The following is an 18,246-nucleotide window of genomic DNA, read 5'->3' on the forward strand; positions in this document are numbered from 1 at the left end:
CAACTAAATTTAATTTTAAGCTAAATATATGACAACCCTACTCTATGATGGAAGTTTCGATGGTCTTTTCACCGCGATATTTGAAGTTTTCGAATATCGTTATAAAGAGGTAGAAATTGCCAGTAGAGAGCGTTTTCATCAGGAAAATATTTTTGCGGAAATTCATGAAGTTATTACTCAAACGGAAAAATCTGAGCGGGTTCTCAACAAATTGGAACAGAATATCGGGAAAGTGGGCGTCCATAAGCTTTTAAAAGTTTTTTTATCAGAGGAACCCGATCTTGAAAACCTAATCTTATCTACTGTAAGGCAATCTATCAAGCATCCGGAAGAAAATATTCTTGAAAATTTTGCAGATTCTGATATTTTAAAAATTTCTAAAATCGGGAAATCTGTAGACAGGGAAAGACATAGAATGACAGCTTTTGTCCGCTTTGAAAAGATGAAAGATGATGTTTTCTTCTCTAAAATAGATCCCGACTTCAATGTTCTTCCGTTAATCCGAAAACATTTTAATGACCGGTATCTGGATCAGAAATGGATGATCTATGATCTGAGAAGAAACTACGGAATTCTTTATGATCTGGATACCTGTGACTTTTTTTATCCTGATGAAAAATTGAATTTCAGCCAATATCAACAGAAATTAAATGATGAAGAGAAAAATTACCAAACTCTTTGGCAGCGTTATTTTACAAAAACCAATATTGTGGAACGAAAGAATATGAAACTGCATATTCAGCATGTTCCGAAAAGATACTGGAAATATTTGACTGAAAAATGGTAACATAATCGGCAGCAGATAATGCAATTTTTACAGATAAGTTTATCTTGAATCCTTATCATATGAGCTCAAATCAAACTCAATAATTCCATATTGTGGATAACTTTTTTTTCCAACAAAGAAAAGACTGTATTTCAAGTCTTCATTTTTTAATTTTATTTAAATTATTAATTTAGTGACAGATAGAATCCACATTAATCGAAAACTCATATTGTGGATAACTTTTTTCAATTAACATATAGTTAACATTGAAAATATTTCAACATCAATTTTTATGTGAAAATTGAGTAAACAAAGTTATTCCCAAAGAAGAAAAGGAATATAAAAAGAGTATATAAACCTATGTAAATCTGTGACCTACGTATTAAAAAACGAATCAACATTTCTAATTTGTGGATAACTTTTACTTTTTGATAGTCCGCAAGGCTTTCTTTACGATGTACTGGGTTTCTTTTGTGAAACTTTCCCGAAGCCATTCATCACAGATTTCCACTACAAACTCAGGTTGTGATTTGCTGGCATCATTAAGCCAATTGCCGACACTATCCTGTACGTATCGGGATGAATCTGATCGTAAAGGTTCTAAAATTTCAAGGCCTAGTCCCGGATTTTGTTTTAGAGCATCAATATGTTCACACCAGACTCCTCTCGGCCGGGTAGATTCACTGGCAAAACGTCTTACATTTTCATTGTTATGCTGAGTCCATTCTGATAAAATAGATATACTTTCATCAAGGTTTTTTGAGATATCCGAACGCACAGTCATCCAGCAGATCTCTCTCACTCCAAAATGGGAATCAGAAGCGAAAGACTGGATGCTTTTTAATTTTTCTTTAAGTTTCAAGTCATTGTTTCTTCCAATGGTATAAGCTGCCCAGCAACGTACGAGATCTGCCGGATGTGTGGAGAGTCCAAACAAAAATTCGTCATCATTATTTCTCATGGTTAAATTTAAAAGCTCAACTCCAATAGCTTCCTTAACAGTGTTGACAGTTTGCTTTTTCAGTTGATCTACATTTTCTAAAACAGGTTTTAAATAGTCAATCCGGTTATTCTGCTGAAGTAAATTTTCCAACAAGAGCCTTTGATCTACTGCAAGCCATTCTGTAAGATTGGCGGTTTCAATTTCTCCCCGATTCAGCTGTTCCAGAATATCCGGTGGAATATCTTTAATGGAACGGGCCCCTTTTCGTTTTTCTGACATGCTGTTTTTAATGATTATCTTTACAAAAGTCTGAAACTAACCGGACAAAAGCAATACCGTATATTTTTCACCCATAGGGATAAAAAAGTCAATTTTATGGAAACAAAGGAAAGAGTTGAAGAAAATAAAATTTGTCCGTTGGAAGTAGCCGTTAATACCATCAGTGGAAAATGGAAAATTCCTATTGTGTGGCAGATCAATGAAGGAAAAAAACGTCCGAGTGAATTTCTGCGCGGTATCGCTAAAGTGGACCGAAGAGTTTTGAATCAGCAATTGATGGGGATGGTAGAAGACGGTATTCTAACGAAACAGTCTTATAATGAACTTTCCCCAAAGGTTGAATACACTTTAACAGAACTTGGCGAAAAGCTGGTGGAAATCCTCTGGCAATTGAATGATTGGGGAAAATTGTTGATTCCGGAGAAAAAAGGCCATTAAACTAACAGATTTTCAGATTATGTATTGGCAGATCTGCGAAAAAAAATGATATTTGTGTTCACTAAAAACACATGAAAAAGATTATCACTGGAATCACAGGATTTTTACTTCTCACAGGCTGTACAAAAGAAAAGTTATCAGACCGCTTACTGCCTGAACCGGATAAGAACGAACATTTAATCGCAGAAAATGCTTTAAAAATCCATAAGGATAAAAATACCATCCGTGAAAGATTTTCTCCTCCTGAAGGCTATGAATGGAGTGAAGAAAAACCGGATTCTTTCGGATATTTTATTGAAAATTTTAAGCTGAAACCTTATGCCAGTCAAATTTTAAAATATGACGGAACTCCTATTTCTACCCAGCATCTTCATGAAGCCGTTTTTGATATTGATACAGGAAATAAAGACTTGCAGCAATGTGCTGATGCGGCAATCCGTATGAGGGCTGAATATCTTTATAAATCGAAAAAATTTGACGCGATCAGATTTCATTTTACCAGTGGTGATCTTCTCAGCTGGAATGACTACAAAAACGGGACGAGAGCATTTGTCAGTGGAAATTCGGTCAGCTTCAGAAAAGCTGCGGCTTTTGATGACTCTTATCAGAGTTTCAGAAATTATCTGGATCTGATCTTTAATTATGCGGGAACGATTTCATTACATAAAGAAACAAAACCTGTAACAAAAAATTCAGATCTTAAAACCGGAGATATTCTGATCACACCGGGAAGTCCGGGACATATTGTTTTTATTTCCGGTGTCTGCCGCAATAAGGAAGGGAAAAGATTGTTTTTATTGAGTGAAGGATTTACACCGGCACAATCTATTCATGTACTCTCCAATCCTTTTAACCCCTATTTTACACCCTGGTATGACCTGGATATCGATGCTCAGGAAACTAAAACTGCACGATATTTTTTTAAACCTACAAACTTCAGAAGCTTTTAATAATTTATATTCAAAACTATTGGAAAGTTACTACGATAATCTGAACTTGTTTTTGTAAATTTGTGTTCGAAATTTTTTTCTTGATGAAAGAGAGTGCTGTAAAAAAAATTGCAGTTCTTACTTCAGGAGGTGACTCTCCGGGTATGAATGCGGCGTTAAGAGCGGTAGTAAGAACCGCCAATTACTATAATATCGAATGCTACGGGGTGAGAGAAGGCTACAACGGTCTTATCAACAATGATTTCCTGAAAATGGGAGCCCGTTCCGTAAAAAATATAATCAACCAAGGTGGAACAATTCTAAAGTCTGCCAGATCCGCTGAATTCAGAACAAAAGAAGGCCGTCAGAAAGCTTATGACAATTGCGTAAAGCTTGGAATAGACGGATTGGTTTGTATTGGTGGAGACGGAACTTTCACCGGTGCAAAAATCTTTAATGAAGAATTCGGAATCAGAGTAATCGGTATCCCGGGAACGATCGACAACGATATTTTCGGAACAGATAATACCATCGGATACGACACTGCTTTGAATACTGCCATGGATGCCATTGATAAAATCCGTGATACTGCAACTTCTCACAACAGAGTTTTCTTTGTAGAAGTTATGGGTCGTGATGCTGGTTTTATTGCGTTAAACAGTGGATTGGCAACGGGAGCTTTAGATATTTTAATTCCTGAGAAAAAAGACAGTATTGATGAACTTTTCGCGAAATTCAGAGATGCAGAAAAAACAGGAAAAGCATCAAGCATTGTGGTGGTTGCAGAAGGTGAAAAACTAGCCAATGTGTATGAACTTGCCGAAAAAACAAAACAGACATTCCCTGATTATGACATTCGTGTAGCAATTTTGGGACACATGCAAAGAGGAGGTTCTCCAAGCTGTGCAGACAGAGTTTTGGCAAGCAGATTAGGCTATGGTGCTGTAACAGGATTAATGGAAGGACAAAGCAATGTAATGGCAGGAATGCGTTCCAACGATCTGACGTATACGCCTATTGAAGAAGCCATTAAAAAACATAACGAAATCAATGAAGATCTTTTACTGATTTCAAAAATTTTAGCAATCTAATTATTTTTATAATCTAATAAAAACAAACTATTATGTCAACAATTAAAGTAGGTATCAACGGTTTTGGTAGAATTGGACGTCTTGTTTTCAGAGCAATGACTGAAAGAGACAACATTGAAGTTGTAGGAATCAATGACCTTATTAATGCAGAATACATGGCTTACATGTTAAAATATGACTCTGTACACGGTATTTTCCCAGGTGAAGTTTCTGTAGAAGGAAATGATCTTGTAGTAAACGGGAAAAGAATCAGAGTAACTGCTGAAAGAGATCCTAACAACCTAAAGTGGAATGAAATTGGTGCTGACTATATCGTAGAATCTACAGGTCTTTTCTTATCTAAAGATACTGCTCAGGCTCACATCAATGCAGGTGCAAAGAAAGTAATCCTTTCTGCTCCTTCTAAAGATGATACTCCAATGTTCGTAATGGGTGTAAACCACAAGGAACTTACTGATGATATCAAAATTTTATCAAACGCTTCTTGTACTACAAACTGTTTAGCTCCTTTAGCTAAAGTAATCCACGATAACTTCGGAATCGTTGAAGGTTTAATGACAACTGTACATGCTACAACAGCTACTCAGAAAACTGTTGACGGTCCTTCAGTAAAAGACTGGAGAGGTGGTAGAGCTGCTCTAAACAACATCATCCCTTCTTCTACAGGTGCTGCTAAAGCAGTAGGAAAAGTAATTCCTTCACTAAACGGAAAATTAACAGGTATGTCTTTCAGAGTACCAACTGTTGACGTTTCTGTAGTAGATTTAACAGTGAGAATTGAAAAAGCTGCTTCTTATGAAGACATCTGTTCAGTAATCAAAGCTGCTTCTGAAGGTGAATTGAAAGGTATCCTTGGATATACTGAAGATGCTGTAGTATCTCAGGACTTCGTAGGAGATAAGAGAACTTCTATCTTCGACAAAGATGCTGGTATCATGCTTTCTCCAAACTTCGTGAAACTTGTTTCTTGGTATGACAACGAAATGGGTTACTCTAACAAGTTAGTAGATATGCTTGTACACGCTGCTTCTTTATAATAAGCGATAAACAATAAGTAATATAAAACCTTCCCGATGGGAAGGTTTTTTGTGTTATAGTACAATTAGTATTTTTAAATAATTACTCTATAATAAAGACTTATGGAGAATTTGTTGCTTTTGGTGTATCGCTTGTACTACTAGAAAATAAATTCATTCCAATTCCTATAGCATAAAATATTTTTTTATTATAAACCCATTTTTTAGATTCCTCGTCATCTAAATTAATCCAATCAAAACCAGCACCAATCCCTATGAAAAAATTTTTGTAATTACATAAAATATTCAAAGTTGGGGATAGTGAAATTTTTTCAATGCTTTTATCAATTGATGGTGAAGTAGATAATGAATCAATTTTCGCTTTGCTAAATGAAATCCCTCCTAAAGCTGCAATTCCCCAATTCTTATTAAAATTCCTTTTTATACCATAAGCAAATCCCAAATTTAAATCAGTAGACCAATAACTGGGAATATCTTTTACAGAAGGCCTAATTCTTGCTAAATAAGAAATGGTTCCAAATACAAATTCATATTTTGGAAGATTATAAACCGATCCATTTAGTAATAAATCATCTTTTTTTACTAAAAAGAATCTTTCTGTTACATTTATAACATTTGATTCACTATCTACAATATTTTTTTTAACAGCTTTTCCAGTTTTTAAATCAAATTCTTCTGTTTTAATTGCGTCTAATATTTTAGTATTTTTCCCAACTTGTTTATAATAATACGTCAGATTATCTTCTAAGTGATCTTTTGATTTCCATATTGAAAATTTTATAACAAAACTACCATCATCATTTTCTTTTTCAATTGTAAAAATTGCATTTGTAGGCATATTTAATTCTTCTATACCTTCTAGTTTTATTCCATCTTTAGTACAATCAACTCCTTTTGTCGTTGTCAAGTAATCAAAAATAAATTGCGATTTTTCATCAATTTTATTTTTATTAATTTTTTCCTGCCCAAACACTATCCCAACCCATCCGAGCAGGAACAATAATAAAATTTTTGTTTTCATGGTTATTTATTTTTTTAGATTAAAATTTTTGAAGTGGTCATTAGTTTTATTTAAAGCTACAACACTTACCTACCACACGAAATACCACAAAAGGGTGATTTTTCAACATAATTTTATTATTTTTAAGAAAACACCAACCAATGGAGAAAAAACATTTGACTCATGCAAAAAAACCGCATCCCCTCACCAAAGTATGGAATGACTGTCCTGAAATTTTACAGAATGATAACAGAGCCCTGCCCGTTCCTGCTATTGAGCACCTTATCGGAGAAATCTTCGTGCCGGGAAAGTTCTATTATTATGTTATTAATTTCGCAGACAGCCCCATCTGCAATCATCATGAAGACATTCTGAAAATACACGGACTCCATAAGTATCCTGTACACCTGAAAGAAATCATAGACCTCACCCATCCCGATGACATTGAGTTTGTCATGGAACTTTTGAATGGGGATATCTCTAAAATCTTTATCGAAGCCTGACAAATCTCACCATAAAACTTCAGCATAAAACTTGTACTTTTATAGGTAAAGGAATGAACATGATACAACCACGATATAAAGATGCTCCTCATTTCAGAAATTTCTGGGAAAGTGGGAACGGAAAACTGCTTATTGAGTTTTCCGGAGCAGAAGTGAGTTTTGAAAAATTCGAGAAATTCGCTCCTTTTTTTCATCATGTTGATGAGGTCGGTGATGAGGTTGTAAGAGATGTGTATTTTACTAAAAAATTTCATGAGGCATCCAGAGAAATTGAGCAATACATCAGAAATGGAGTTTCGGAAACAGATTCTGTTCCTGAAAGTGTAAAAAAGCTTTTCACCCAAACTCAAAAAGTCCCGGAATGGCTTGATTACAATTTACTCAAAAGCGGTGCTGAACTCTGCATGAGAAGCAATCTAGACTCCCTGATCTCGTTGAGGGATTATTGTCTGATCGGCGGTTACGACTACGCTTACCTCAACAAACCCCTTATTGTCACAGAAGCATTAAAAAAGGGTGCGGTAAAACGTCTTTCGGAAACATTGGATTTCTGGGTAAACGCTACGCGCTATAATGCATTGGAAGTTCATGCAAAAGGGTATGAATTTGCTATAAAAACCCGTTTGATCCATTCTTATGCGAGACTTTCCATAAAAAAACATTATAAAGACTGGGATACCGAAAACTGGGGTGAGCCAATCAACTCCTGGGATATGATGGCAACGTATATTGGTTTTAGTCTTGTCTTTCTTCACAGTCTTCAAAAATTGGGAAATAGTTTTTCCATTGAAGAAGAACAGGGAATTTTTCACCTGTGGAAATATGTAGGCTATCTTTTAGGCATTCCGGAACAGCTTCTCCCTGACAACAAAAAGCAAGCTACTGAATATTTTTACTTATGGACATCTGTTCAGCCTCCTTCCGATAAAGATTCTGTACTCCTTGCCCACTCTCTGCTGAATGAATCTTTGGAAAATCCTATTTTAAAATTTGAGTTCCAAAGGAAAAATTTAAAATATCTCCACGTTTGCTGTACCTGGTTTCTGCTGGATGATGAAGTCTGCAAAAGACTGCAGATCCCGGAAGTTTCCAACAAAAACCTGTTTCCAAAATCAAAGATACTTTTCAACAAGATTTATGACAGAATCGTAAGTCGCGATGCCAGAATAAAAAGAGGAAATAAGGATCAGATGAAAGTACTGGAAGATTACCTGAATATCACCAAAAATTCAAATTTTCATTAAAAACTTTATTTTTGAAGGAAATCAAAAGCTGGAAGTTATTTAAAATAAAAATTGAGAGCCTCTCCATTTCATTGAAAAAGAGGCAATATTATATTTATTCTTTTTCCTTTACGTTTCCTGTAATAAGCTTTCTGTTTCTTACACTCCAGATCAAGTACAATAAAAGTAAGATGATCCAGACACCAATGACAACCCCTATAAAAATAATTGTAATGGAGGGATGAAGATAATTCGGTTTGTAGAACAATCGGTCAAGGGTTTCAAATTTTTCTTTTAACCTATTTCTTTCGTAAGTATTTCGTATTTCATTCAGAGGCTCCTGCTGATGATCTCTGTAATAAAAGACATCTTTTGTTAGCTGTTTCGGAATTATCTGTGTTTCTATATTGTATTTTTTTAAAAGAACATCCAGTCTCTTCAACGAGTTTAGCAGCGAATCCTGATTATCTTTATAAAGCAAATTGTATCTTTTGACGGCATTTTCATACTCCTGCTTCCGTTCAGGGATATTATGCAATGAAGAAAACAAGCTTTTATTTTCAAGGAAAATACACATTTTCTCATCATATTGAGGATGTACTTCGATTCCTTGAAATAGAATTTCAGTACTGTCCCCCATCTCTTTTTTAGAAATTAATCTTTTTCCCAGCTTCTCGGCATCAAGCCCCAGAATATCAAGCACCGATTTCGATTTATTGCTTAATTTTTTATAATCAGCACTCAGGATTCTCAAGGTATCAATACTATAATACCTGGATTCTGTTGAGAAATAATCCTTATTATTACCCGGCTCATAATATACCGTATCCCTCAGTTCAACTACTGGATAAGGTTTGGGGTATAAAATATTTTTGGGATTAAATAGCTTTTCGGAACTGTAGGAAGTATAGTTGTATAAAAAAGGCTGTAAGACGTTCAGTAGCGTTTTGTCCTTATTAAGATTCTTTTCAGGCAATTCAGTTCGTAGCTTTGCATTTAACCCAAAACTATAACTGAGGAAAAAAGTGAGGGATAAAAAAGATATAAATAACAATATAATGCCCATTCTCCAAATATTTAAAGGTTCATTTCTCTTTGGGGAATGATTTCTAAGGAGAAAAACAAAAAAGAAAAACAAAAAAAAACTGGTTACAAAAAAGTGAGAAATGGAAACATCATCATAAAATTTGAATCTGTAAAACTCTGTATAAATATCAATTTTTTGCAGACCTTCAAACTTTATATAGCCATAGATAAAGTAAGCGAGATGCATCACCGCTAATACAGCAAAAGATTTGATCAGGAATCGTTTTAATTTTCTGTTCATAGAATAATCTTTAAAAACAATTTTTTAAGATAAGCATTTTTTTATATGAATGGATAAAAAGACATTCGTGCTGATCAACATAAAAAATGTTGTAATAGACTAATTTAATAAGCAATGAAGACTACATCTCACAGAAATCCCCCAACCAACAGTAGCTTTAACCCTCTTGTCTTTTTCTTACAATGATCACTTTATCAACTTATTTTTTTTTAAAACATCCCATACCTTCACACCCCACATCTATCTCGTTATGAATGATATCACTTATAAAATTTTATCATTTTTTAACTCTAAAAACAGTTTTCAGGGACAAATAATATTAGTTTTTGATATTTAAATTATGTATTTTTGAGAAATTATTTTAATAGCGATGAGTAACATTGATGATAAGAAAAAAGCACTCGCTTTAGTGCTTGACAAATTAGATAAAACATACGGAAAGGGAACTGTAATGACTTTAGGTGATCAATCTATAGACAATACAATAGAAGTAATTCCTTCCGGTTCTTTAGGAGTAGATATCGCATTAGGTATAGGTGGATATCCAAAAGGAAGAATCATTGAAATATACGGTCCTGAGTCTTCAGGTAAAACAACATTGACCCTTCATGCTATTGCTGAAGCTCAAAAAGCAGGTGGTATTGCTGCATTTATTGATGCAGAGCACGCTTTTGACAGAACATATGCTGCTAAATTAGGAATTGATTTGGAGAACCTGATCATTTCTCAGCCGGACAATGGTGAGCAAGCTTTAGAAATTGCCGATAACCTTATCCGTTCAGGAGCTATTGATATCGTTGTGATTGACTCTGTTGCAGCTCTTACACCAAAAGCTGAGATCGAAGGTGAAATGGGAGATTCTAAAATGGGTCTTCATGCAAGATTGATGTCTCAGGCATTAAGAAAGCTTACGGCTACTATTTCAAGAACGAAATGTACAGTGATCTTCATCAACCAGTTGAGAGAAAAGATCGGGGTAATGTTCGGAAACCCTGAGACAACTACCGGAGGTAACGCTCTTAAGTTCTATGCTTCTGTAAGAATTGATATCAGAAAAGCCAGTGCACCTATCAAACAAGGTGACGAAGCTATCGGTAGCCGTGTGAAAGTAAAGATTGTGAAAAACAAAGTAGCACCTCCTTTCAAGCAGGCAGAATTCGATATCATGTATGGTGAAGGAGTTTCTAAAGTAGGTGAGATCCTTGATACAGCAGTAGATATGGGAATTGTGAAGAAAAGCGGTTCTTGGTTCAGCTACGAAGAGACTAAACTTGGTCAGGGACGTGATGCTGTAAAAGATGTATTAAAAGACAATCCTGATCTTTCCGAGGAATTGGAAAACAAGATCAAAGAGGAAATGAAAAATAAATAATTTTTCAGGAAAATATAGAAAAGGCAGTCTTAGGATTGCCTTTTTTTGTTTTTAAATGGTTACGTTTTTTAAATACAAAGTTTTTATTTATAAACTGTACATTTTAAAGGGAGCAAAGGCAGAATCAATTTCATTGATCCTTTCTAATGTATTATTTAGTACTTAAAGTCGCTCATCATTGTTTCCTAAAAAAAAGTATTTGAATTACATATTCTTTGCGTTTAAATAAAACTTTTCTTAGATTCAAAATAAAAAGAGGTTGTCCAATAGGTCAACCTCTTTTTAAGCTTTTATATTTAAAAAAAAATTATTCAGCAATTTTACCTTGAAGCTGAAGTGCACCAGTCACTTTCATTCCTTTTGTTGGAGTTTCAAATCTCATGTTCTCCTTATTAACGAAAGCATCGATAGTGAAGAAATCTTCATTCTCTTCATTTGTAATTAGTTTTAACTTCAGGATATATCCTTTAACAGTACCATCTTCTAGTAATTCTGTTTCCTTATAGTCTACAACCTGAGCAATAAAATCAAAACATGCATAGTTCGGAAGATCCTGGCTTGGTGCATAGGTTGTGAAGTCTTCACTCATTTTAGTCCCGTCAGGTAAATCAGTGTTTGTTTGAACATCAAGAATAAAAACAATTCCACTGATATTTACCTTCAGATGAGGCTGAGTCATGTATGTATTTCTATTTTCAGCATAATCTGTAGCAAAAAACCAAACTCCAAAAGTATCTCTGGCCGGACCCGCTACAATTGCCTGTAAGTTCAATGCATTTTCCCACTCTCTGATTGATCTTGTTTCAAAATCTAAAACATAATTAGTTTTTACCTCCGGAATTATTGTACTAAGCTCCTCTGTAACAATGGTTTTAAATCTTACATCTTCAAATTCTGTTTTGCTTTTATCTTCACCATCAGGATCTGCAACCGTGGACTGCATTAAAACAGTGGTAAGATATTGACCGTAATCTTTAGTCTGGAAATTCTCGTGACCAAAAACCCCGCTCCAGGTATTCACAAGATTATGAATATTTGATTTTCTTATGATAATTCCTGCTTCGTTAGTGGTCTCAGGAGCAGCAATTCCTTCTGTATTTGGAAAATAATCTTTGCCATCCACCAACTGATGATTCATGATTTCATTGTTTTCTTCGTGAGAAAACGATGCGAAACCTTTATAAGTGACATTTTGGTTTTCGAAAACATAAGGAAGTCCCGTTTTTGCCTTATCAGCTCCTTCAAAATGATAGGAAAGTGAAATCGCTTTGAACTCATCCTCTTTTGTCGCCGGATTATGATTATCATTATCATCAAACTGAGAGTGATATAAAATCATATAGGACTTAATCTTACCCTCCTGAAGTTCGTTTTCAAACTTTTCTTCCATTTGCCCGATCGCCTGTTGTGGAGCAAGTGCATAAGCATCTTCCGTTACCATATACGCAAAGCCTTCTACCTCACCATTTTCTTTTTCAAAAGCAGAAATAGGTGTATACTCGCCCCTTAACTGAAGCGCTATAGAATACACTATATAATCGTTATAAATCCTGATTTTTTCGTACTCATCATTTTTTACTTTTGGTTCTTCTACTTGTGATGAAGGGATTTCTGGTATTGTTTCTACAACTTCTTCCACCACTTCCTCTATTACTTTTTCCTCTGGCATTTCTATTTCCTGAACCAAAGTACTTATATTTTCCTGGTTGTTATTTTTCTTCTTAAAAAAATCAAAGATTCCCATACTGTTGTTTATAATTGGCGGTAAATATAATAAAAGTGTCCAACAGGCTCATCATAAAAAAAATGCCATTGTGTCAGTTTATCTTTTGTGATATATTTTTCTGAGAAAAATAAAAAACTCGGCGGAGCCAAAGGCTCCGCCGAGTTTTTTATTTATTAGGCTTATCATCTGTCAGCTCAAATCCCCAATCTTTTCCTTTTTGGGTGGCCGGGATACCTTTAGTCATCCAGACCGGAGCTTTAGCACCTTTAAGATAGTAATCAAAAAACTGCTGTTCACGGATTTGGATATCCTTTCTGTTCTGACGTTTTACAAGGTTGTGATCATCACCGTTATAATTCAGAAGCCATACCGGTTTTCCGAGACGACGCAACGCAGTAAACATCTCAATTCCCTGATACCATGGCACTGCTCCATCTTTATCATTACTCATAATAACAACCGGAGTTTGTACTTTATCAATGGTAAAAAGCGGTGAATTTTTAATATAAAGATCTGGAGCTTCCCATAGATTTTTCCCTAATCTACTCTGCGATTTCTCATACTGAAATTGCCTGTTCATCCCCGATGTCCATCGGATTCCGCCATATGCAGACGTCATGTTTACAACAGGAGCACCACTCCATGCTGCTGCATACATATTGGTATGAGCAATAAGATACGCTACCTGATAACCACCCCAGCTTTGCCCCTGAATTCCGATTTTAGTACCATCTACCCAGGAATTTTGTTTTACTTTTTCAACACCGGAATTAATGTATTCCATTGCAGATTCTCCGGGAAGACCATCGGTATATGAAATATCAGGAGTGAAAACCAGATATCCGTTGCTTACGAAATAAGAAATATTCAATCTTGAAGGCGTTGGAGCCGGTGCTACATAACGGTTCAGATTATCCGAAAGTTTTTCATAGAAATAGACAATCATAGGATATTTTTTATTCGGATCGAAATTTTCAGGTTTGTATAAAACTCCTGTAGATGTATTTCCTTTTGGTGTTGTCCAGTTTACCAATTCGTCTGTACCCCAATTATAATGGCTTTGCTGTGGATTGGTATCACTCAGCTTTTGTTGTTCTGAGAAATCTGATGTTGAAAAAATATTCGGAGAATCAGTGTATGATTCTTTTACTACAATATATTCTTCTGCATTTTTCGCTTTTTGAAGGCTTCTATATCCCCAGACATTTTCCATCTGGATTTTTACCGGATCAGAACTCGACTGAACAGATGTTTTAAAAATCCCATTCGCTTTGGATGTATTATCAAATGCTGATAAGTAAATGACAGATTTTCGGTTTAAGCTTTTAATATCTTTATCCAGATCGTAGGTATCAAATGTTATTTTATTTTTACGACCAAATCCGTTAGTGATATTTCTTGGTTTTTTTGAACCGTTCAGGAAAAATTCCCAAAGATCAAAACGGTCTTTGATAATCACAGATTCATCATTATTTGTCCATGATGCGATGCCATAAGAATTTGGAAAATCCGGCATATCAAACTCTTCATCCACAAAGGAAACAGGTAATCCGTTGCTTAAAGGCAGTATTTGCTTTGTTTTCACATTATAACTCAGCCATTTTCCTTTTTCTCTGTCAAAAATCACAACGAATTTCCCAAGTGGAGATACAGCAACCGAGCCATTCAGATTATGAATAATTTCCGTTCTCTCACCTGTTTTATTATCAATCAGAAAATACGTTTTCTTTGTTGCACCTTCCCATTGCGAAGAAATACGGTTATTCAAACTTGTAATACCCAATGCAAATTCAGCATTTCCTTCGTTTACCAATCGTAATGTATCCAGATCTTCAGCGTCAATATTTCTAAAGAAGTCCGGTTTTTCCGTCTGCATTACCGCAGCATAAGATTTTTTCAGATCATTTTTCAATTCTTTTAGCTGTACTGTTTGCAGATAATCATCTTTATAATTCCAGATATCTACAACCGCATGATCATTTGCAATCATCGCAGTATCTTTTGCTATAGGTTTTGGAGCAACGCCGAAATACAGCTGCTTTCCATTTTTACTGAATAAGGGTAAACGGTTTTCAGAAATCACCCAATTCTTCTTCATCTGTGAGTTTTCATTGGTGACCGTTTCTTTTTTATTTCCTTTAAAATTAAAGTAATACAGCTGATACAATTTCACCAGGTCATTTTGTGCAGAAGAAGTTCCTACAAATGCCAGCTGGTTACCCTCTTCATCAAAAGATAATTGTGAAAAATCCCCTTCCATTTCTGAAATATTAGTTACAGTCCCTTTTTGAAGATCTACAACCTGTACCGTTTGAAATGCAAATTTCTTTGGCTTTGATTTGTCGCTATCCTTCTTGTCTGCAGATTTTTCATCTTCAGAATCCTTCCCTTCTTTTTTATCCTTTTTAGGTTTTTCTTCCGGTTTTTTAGTCACAAAAACAAGCTGTTTTCCATTTTTGCTGAATTCATAACGGATTACATTATCATATTCTGTAGTTTTCCCGTCCAAAAGATTTCGCACAACCAGCTGCAAAGGTTTTACATTTTTATCTTCATCCTTATTATCATCCCCATCTTCTTTATCAGAAGTATCGTCTGAAGATTTATCTTTTGTGTTTTCCAGCAGATAAGCAACGTAGGAACCAGCTTTTTCAGGAATTTTAAAAGATTTTACATTAGGAATTTTCTCCGTTTTATTATTTAAAAAATCAACAACTGCAAGGCTGTCTTTTGTTAATTTATTTTTTTTAAGCTTTTTATCTTTTACCGCTTTTATATCTTTATACTGCGGACGGATCTGAAAAACAGCAAATCTGGAATCATTCGTAAAATCTACTTTTGTTCCTCTTGCAAACTTCTTTGTCATTTTATTTTTTACGGAATATAAAGAAAGGCTAGAATTTCCTTCCTGAGCATCCACAGAATAGGCAATCCATTTTCCGTCATTGGAAATTTTTCTTGCCCCAATATTTTGCCAACTGTCATAAACAGAATGGTCTAAAGGCTTTTTCTGTCCATAGACCCAGCAGGTCACCATGAGCAGAATAAAAACTGTACATTTCAACTTCATCTTTAAAAAATTTTTAATAATTAAAAGTAAGATATTTCTTTGACAAATCTATAGGATAAGACTGTTTCACGTTGAAAAAATGCCATTCTGTCACTTTCTTCCGCATGGTATTTTTTTTGAGAAGTATCTTGAACAATTAAAATATAAAATATGATGACTAAAGGAAATATTAATGTATCTGTGGAAAATATTTTCCCACTAATTAAAAAATTTCTTTACAGTGACCACGAAATATTCTTAAGAGAATTGATCTCCAATGCAACAGATGCTACTTTAAAATTAAAGCATTTAACAAGCATCGGAGAAGCAAAAGTGGAATACGGAAATCCGAAACTTGAAGTTAAAATTGATAAAGACCAGAAAACTTTACGCATTATCGACCAGGGTATTGGTATGACTGGTGAAGAGGTTGAAAAATACATCAATCAGGTTGCTTTTTCAGGGGCTGAAGAGTTTTTGGAGAAATATAAAGATTCTGCGAAAGATTCAGGAATTATCGGACATTTCGGTCTTGGATTCTACTCTGCGTTCATGGTGGCTGAAAAGGTTGAAATTGTTACAAAGTCTTATAAAGATGAACCGGCAGTACGTTGGATCTGTGATGGAAGCCCGGAATTCACTCTTGAAGAAACTACTGACAAAACAGACAGAGGTACTGAGATTATCCTTCATATTGCAGAGGATTCTGTAGAATTTTTAGAAGAAGGAAAAATCCGCGAATTGTTATTAAAGTATAACAAATTCATGCCTGTTCCTATTAAATTCGGGACAAAAACACATACGCTTCCATTACCGGAAGACGCTCCTGAAGATGCTGTGGCTGAAACAGAAGAGGTAGACAATATTATCAATAATCCGGTACCAGCGTGGACGATTGCTCCAAACGAACTGACCAACGAAGATTATATGAAGTTCTACCACGAACTGTATCCTATGCAGTTTGAGGAACCATTATTCAATATTCACCTGAATGTTGATTATCCTTTCAATCTTACCGGAGTTCTTTTCTTCCCGAAACTGAGCAACAACCTGAATATTGACATGGATAAAATACAATTATATCAAAATCAGGTTTTTGTAACAGATGAAGTAAAAGGTATCGTTCCGGACTTCCTGATGCTTCTGAGAGGCGTCATAGATTCTCCGGATATTCCTTTGAACGTTTCCCGTTCTTATCTTCAGGCTGATGGTGCTGTGAAGAAGATCTCATCTTACATCACGAAAAAAGTAGCCGACAAAATGGCTTCTTTAATCAACGAAAACCGTGAAGACTATGAGCAAAAATGGAATGACATAAAGATCGTTATTGAGTACGGAATTGTTACAGAAGAAAAATTTGCTGAAAAAGCAGACAAATTCACACTATATCCTACAACAGACGGAAAGTATTTCCTTTGGGATGAATTGGTTGAAAAAATCAAGCCTGTACAAACGGATAAAGACAATAAACTGGTTGTACTATATGCTACCAATGCCGATGAGCAGCACAGCTACATCCAATCTGCAAAGGATAAAGGATATGAAGTTCTGTTATTAGACTCACCTATCACTCCACATGTTATCCAGAAGCTGGAAACATCAAAAGAAAATATCTCTTTTGCAAGAGTAGATGCAGATCACGTGAATAACCTGATCAAAAAAGATGAGCCCGTAATTTCGAAACTGAATGAAACGGAAAAAGAGTCTCTGAAAAAGAATGTTGAAGAAGCTATTCAGGATTCTAAGTTTACCGTTCAGCTTGAAGATCTCGACAGTAATGATGCTCCATTTACCATTACCCAACCTGAATTCATGAGAAGAATGAAGGAAATGCAGGCTACAGGCGGAGGTGGAATGTTCGGAATGGGAGGTTTCCCGGAGATGTACAATCTTGTGGTGAACTCCAACAGTGAACTTTCTAATCAGATTTTAAAAACTGAGAATGCTGAAGAGAAAGAAAGCCTGATCAAATATGCTTTGGATCTTGCCAAGCTTTCACAAAACTTACTGAAAGGAAAAGACCTGACAGATTTTATACAGAGAAGCTATAAGCAACTTGAAAAATAATACACAAGAGACTGTTTCATTTTGAAGCAGTCTTTTTTTATCTTTTTAACCACAAAAGTCACAAAAGATCTTGGGCATTTAAGGTTTTATTAATTAAGTATCATACTGTTGGGAAGAGTACTTAAGCTTTTTGAAAATCTTAAATTTCCACAGATGTTTGTGGAGAATTTTTTGGAAAACGCAAAGACGCTATTTTTTATATAGATTATGTTTTAAGGCGCAAGGATTTTATCTTCGATAAAATTGTATCCTGCTAAGTCATGATCTATTATTCTTCCTGAAAATCTTCGATTTTCCTGCGTCTTCAAACAGTATAAAAATAGAAATCCTTGCGCCTTTGCGTTTTTCCAACAAGACAAAAACCATCTTAAAAATCATCATCAATTAACATAAATAAGATTCATATTATAAAGCTTTTCTGCATTTTCTATTCGCTTTCATTGTCTTGCTCTATATTTTTTCTGTTTTCTATTGTATAGATTATGCTTTTTTGCCA

General features: G+C 35.0%; 14 protein-coding genes. 9 read left to right on the forward strand and 5 right to left on the reverse strand.

Going from position 1 to position 18,246, the window contains the following annotated elements; genetic code table 11:
• The first annotated feature begins 28 nt into the window (after positions 1–28).
• A complete protein-coding gene (locus ACTJIP_RS05300; RefSeq protein ID WP_428168708.1) occupies positions 29–787 on the forward strand; it encodes a TIGR03915 family putative DNA repair protein in 759 nt (252 codons plus the stop codon).
• A gap of 400 nt (positions 788–1,187) precedes the next feature.
• Here the strand turns inward: ACTJIP_RS05300 and ACTJIP_RS05305 are convergent, their stop codons facing one another.
• On the reverse strand, positions 1,188–1,988 hold the full coding sequence (locus tag ACTJIP_RS05305) for a DNA alkylation repair protein (protein ID WP_077419000.1): 801 nt from the start codon (positions 1,986–1,988) through the stop codon (positions 1,188–1,190).
• Positions 1,989–2,084: 96 nt separating this feature from the next.
• Here ACTJIP_RS05305 and ACTJIP_RS05310 point away from each other — a divergent pair, with 96 nt between their 5' ends.
• The 4 genes from ACTJIP_RS05310 to gap all read left to right on the forward strand — a co-directional run bounded on the left by ACTJIP_RS05310 (position 2,085) and on the right by gap (position 5,483).
• Complete coding sequence (locus ACTJIP_RS05310; RefSeq protein WP_440704193.1) at positions 2,085–2,426, forward strand: winged helix-turn-helix transcriptional regulator; 342 nt, start codon at positions 2,085–2,087, stop codon at positions 2,424–2,426.
• 71 nt (positions 2,427–2,497) lie between these two features.
• Positions 2,498–3,376: a DUF4846 domain-containing protein gene (locus ACTJIP_RS05315; protein WP_077418998.1), complete on the forward strand. Its 879-nt coding sequence runs from the start codon at positions 2,498–2,500 to the stop codon at positions 3,374–3,376.
• A gap of 83 nt (positions 3,377–3,459) precedes the next feature.
• On the forward strand, positions 3,460–4,446 hold the full coding sequence (gene pfkA / locus ACTJIP_RS05320) for a 6-phosphofructokinase (RefSeq protein WP_149387061.1): 987 nt from the start codon (positions 3,460–3,462) through the stop codon (positions 4,444–4,446).
• A gap of 32 nt (positions 4,447–4,478) precedes the next feature.
• Positions 4,479–5,483: a type I glyceraldehyde-3-phosphate dehydrogenase gene (gene gap, locus ACTJIP_RS05325; protein ID WP_047386314.1), complete on the forward strand. Its 1,005-nt coding sequence runs from the start codon at positions 4,479–4,481 to the stop codon at positions 5,481–5,483.
• Between the two features lie 100 nt (positions 5,484–5,583).
• Here gap and ACTJIP_RS05330 read toward each other — a convergent pair whose 3' ends face one another.
• The gene (locus tag ACTJIP_RS05330) at positions 5,584–6,504 is read right to left on the reverse strand and encodes a hypothetical protein (protein ID WP_219071756.1); all 921 of its coding nucleotides are present in this window, start codon (positions 6,502–6,504) and stop codon (positions 5,584–5,586) included.
• A gap of 140 nt (positions 6,505–6,644) precedes the next feature.
• On the opposite strand from ACTJIP_RS05330, the gene ACTJIP_RS05335 reads away from it, so the two are divergent.
• Together ACTJIP_RS05335 and ACTJIP_RS05340 are read left to right on the forward strand one after the other, a co-directional pair.
• Positions 6,645–6,986 carry a hypothetical protein gene (locus tag ACTJIP_RS05335; protein ID WP_180564552.1) on the forward strand — a complete coding sequence of 114 codons (342 nt, stop codon included), beginning with the start codon at positions 6,645–6,647 and terminating at the stop codon, positions 6,984–6,986.
• 59 nt (positions 6,987–7,045) lie between these two features.
• On the forward strand, positions 7,046–8,230 hold the full coding sequence (locus ACTJIP_RS05340; RefSeq protein WP_180564553.1) for an oxygenase MpaB family protein: 1,185 nt from the start codon (positions 7,046–7,048) through the stop codon (positions 8,228–8,230).
• 94 nt (positions 8,231–8,324) lie between these two features.
• Here ACTJIP_RS05340 and ACTJIP_RS05345 read toward each other — a convergent pair whose 3' ends face one another.
• Complete coding sequence (locus ACTJIP_RS05345) at positions 8,325–9,536, reverse strand: hypothetical protein (protein ID WP_440704194.1); 1,212 nt, start codon at positions 9,534–9,536, stop codon at positions 8,325–8,327.
• Between the two features lie 370 nt (positions 9,537–9,906).
• Between ACTJIP_RS05345 and recA the strand changes: the two genes are divergently transcribed.
• Positions 9,907–10,908: a recombinase RecA gene (gene recA, locus ACTJIP_RS05350; RefSeq protein ID WP_077418994.1), complete on the forward strand. Its 1,002-nt coding sequence runs from the start codon at positions 9,907–9,909 to the stop codon at positions 10,906–10,908.
• 307 nt (positions 10,909–11,215) lie between these two features.
• On the opposite strand, the gene ACTJIP_RS05355 is transcribed toward recA, so the two are convergent.
• Entirely contained in the window at positions 11,216–12,652 is a 1,437-nt protein-coding gene (locus ACTJIP_RS05355) for a hypothetical protein (RefSeq protein WP_440704195.1), read from the reverse strand.
• A gap of 148 nt (positions 12,653–12,800) precedes the next feature.
• Positions 12,801–15,704 carry an alpha/beta hydrolase family protein gene (locus tag ACTJIP_RS05360; RefSeq protein WP_440704196.1) on the reverse strand — a complete coding sequence of 968 codons (2,904 nt, stop codon included), beginning with the start codon at positions 15,702–15,704 and terminating at the stop codon, positions 12,801–12,803.
• A gap of 153 nt (positions 15,705–15,857) precedes the next feature.
• On the opposite strand from ACTJIP_RS05360, the gene htpG reads away from it, so the two are divergent.
• Positions 15,858–17,750, forward strand: a complete 1,893-nt coding sequence (htpG, locus tag ACTJIP_RS05365) for a molecular chaperone HtpG (protein WP_440704233.1) — start codon at positions 15,858–15,860, stop codon at positions 17,748–17,750.
• Positions 17,751–18,246: the final 496 nt, after the last annotated feature.

The sequence above is a fragment of the Chryseobacterium sp. 22543 genome (genome assembly GCF_052044565.1).
Taxonomy (GTDB): Bacteria; Bacteroidota; Bacteroidia; order Flavobacteriales; family Weeksellaceae; genus Chryseobacterium.

Excerpts from the sequence above, each read along its gene's own strand:
- ACTJIP_RS05300 (WP_428168708.1), top strand. The coding sequence starts at position 29 with ATGACAACCCTACTCTATGATGGAAGTTTCGATGGTCTTTTCACCGCG.
- ACTJIP_RS05305 (WP_077419000.1), bottom strand. The coding sequence starts at position 1,988 with ATGTCAGAAAAACGAAAAGGGGCCCGTTCCATTAAAGATATTCCACCG.
- ACTJIP_RS05310 (WP_440704193.1), top strand. The coding sequence starts at position 2,085 with ATGGAAACAAAGGAAAGAGTTGAAGAAAATAAAATTTGTCCGTTGGAA.
- ACTJIP_RS05315 (WP_077418998.1), top strand. The coding sequence starts at position 2,498 with ATGAAAAAGATTATCACTGGAATCACAGGATTTTTACTTCTCACAGGC.
- pfkA (WP_149387061.1), top strand. The coding sequence starts at position 3,460 with ATGAAAGAGAGTGCTGTAAAAAAAATTGCAGTTCTTACTTCAGGAGGT.
- gap (WP_047386314.1), top strand. The coding sequence starts at position 4,479 with ATGTCAACAATTAAAGTAGGTATCAACGGTTTTGGTAGAATTGGACGT.
- ACTJIP_RS05330 (WP_219071756.1), bottom strand. The coding sequence starts at position 6,504 with ATGAAAACAAAAATTTTATTATTGTTCCTGCTCGGATGGGTTGGGATA.
- ACTJIP_RS05335 (WP_180564552.1), top strand. The coding sequence starts at position 6,645 with ATGGAGAAAAAACATTTGACTCATGCAAAAAAACCGCATCCCCTCACC.
- ACTJIP_RS05340 (WP_180564553.1), top strand. The coding sequence starts at position 7,046 with ATGATACAACCACGATATAAAGATGCTCCTCATTTCAGAAATTTCTGG.
- ACTJIP_RS05345 (WP_440704194.1), bottom strand. The coding sequence starts at position 9,536 with ATGAACAGAAAATTAAAACGATTCCTGATCAAATCTTTTGCTGTATTA.
- recA (WP_077418994.1), top strand. The coding sequence starts at position 9,907 with ATGAGTAACATTGATGATAAGAAAAAAGCACTCGCTTTAGTGCTTGAC.
- ACTJIP_RS05355 (WP_440704195.1), bottom strand. The coding sequence starts at position 12,652 with ATGGGAATCTTTGATTTTTTTAAGAAGAAAAATAACAACCAGGAAAAT.
- ACTJIP_RS05360 (WP_440704196.1), bottom strand. The coding sequence starts at position 15,704 with ATGAAGTTGAAATGTACAGTTTTTATTCTGCTCATGGTGACCTGCTGG.
- htpG (WP_440704233.1), top strand. The coding sequence starts at position 15,858 with ATGACTAAAGGAAATATTAATGTATCTGTGGAAAATATTTTCCCACTA.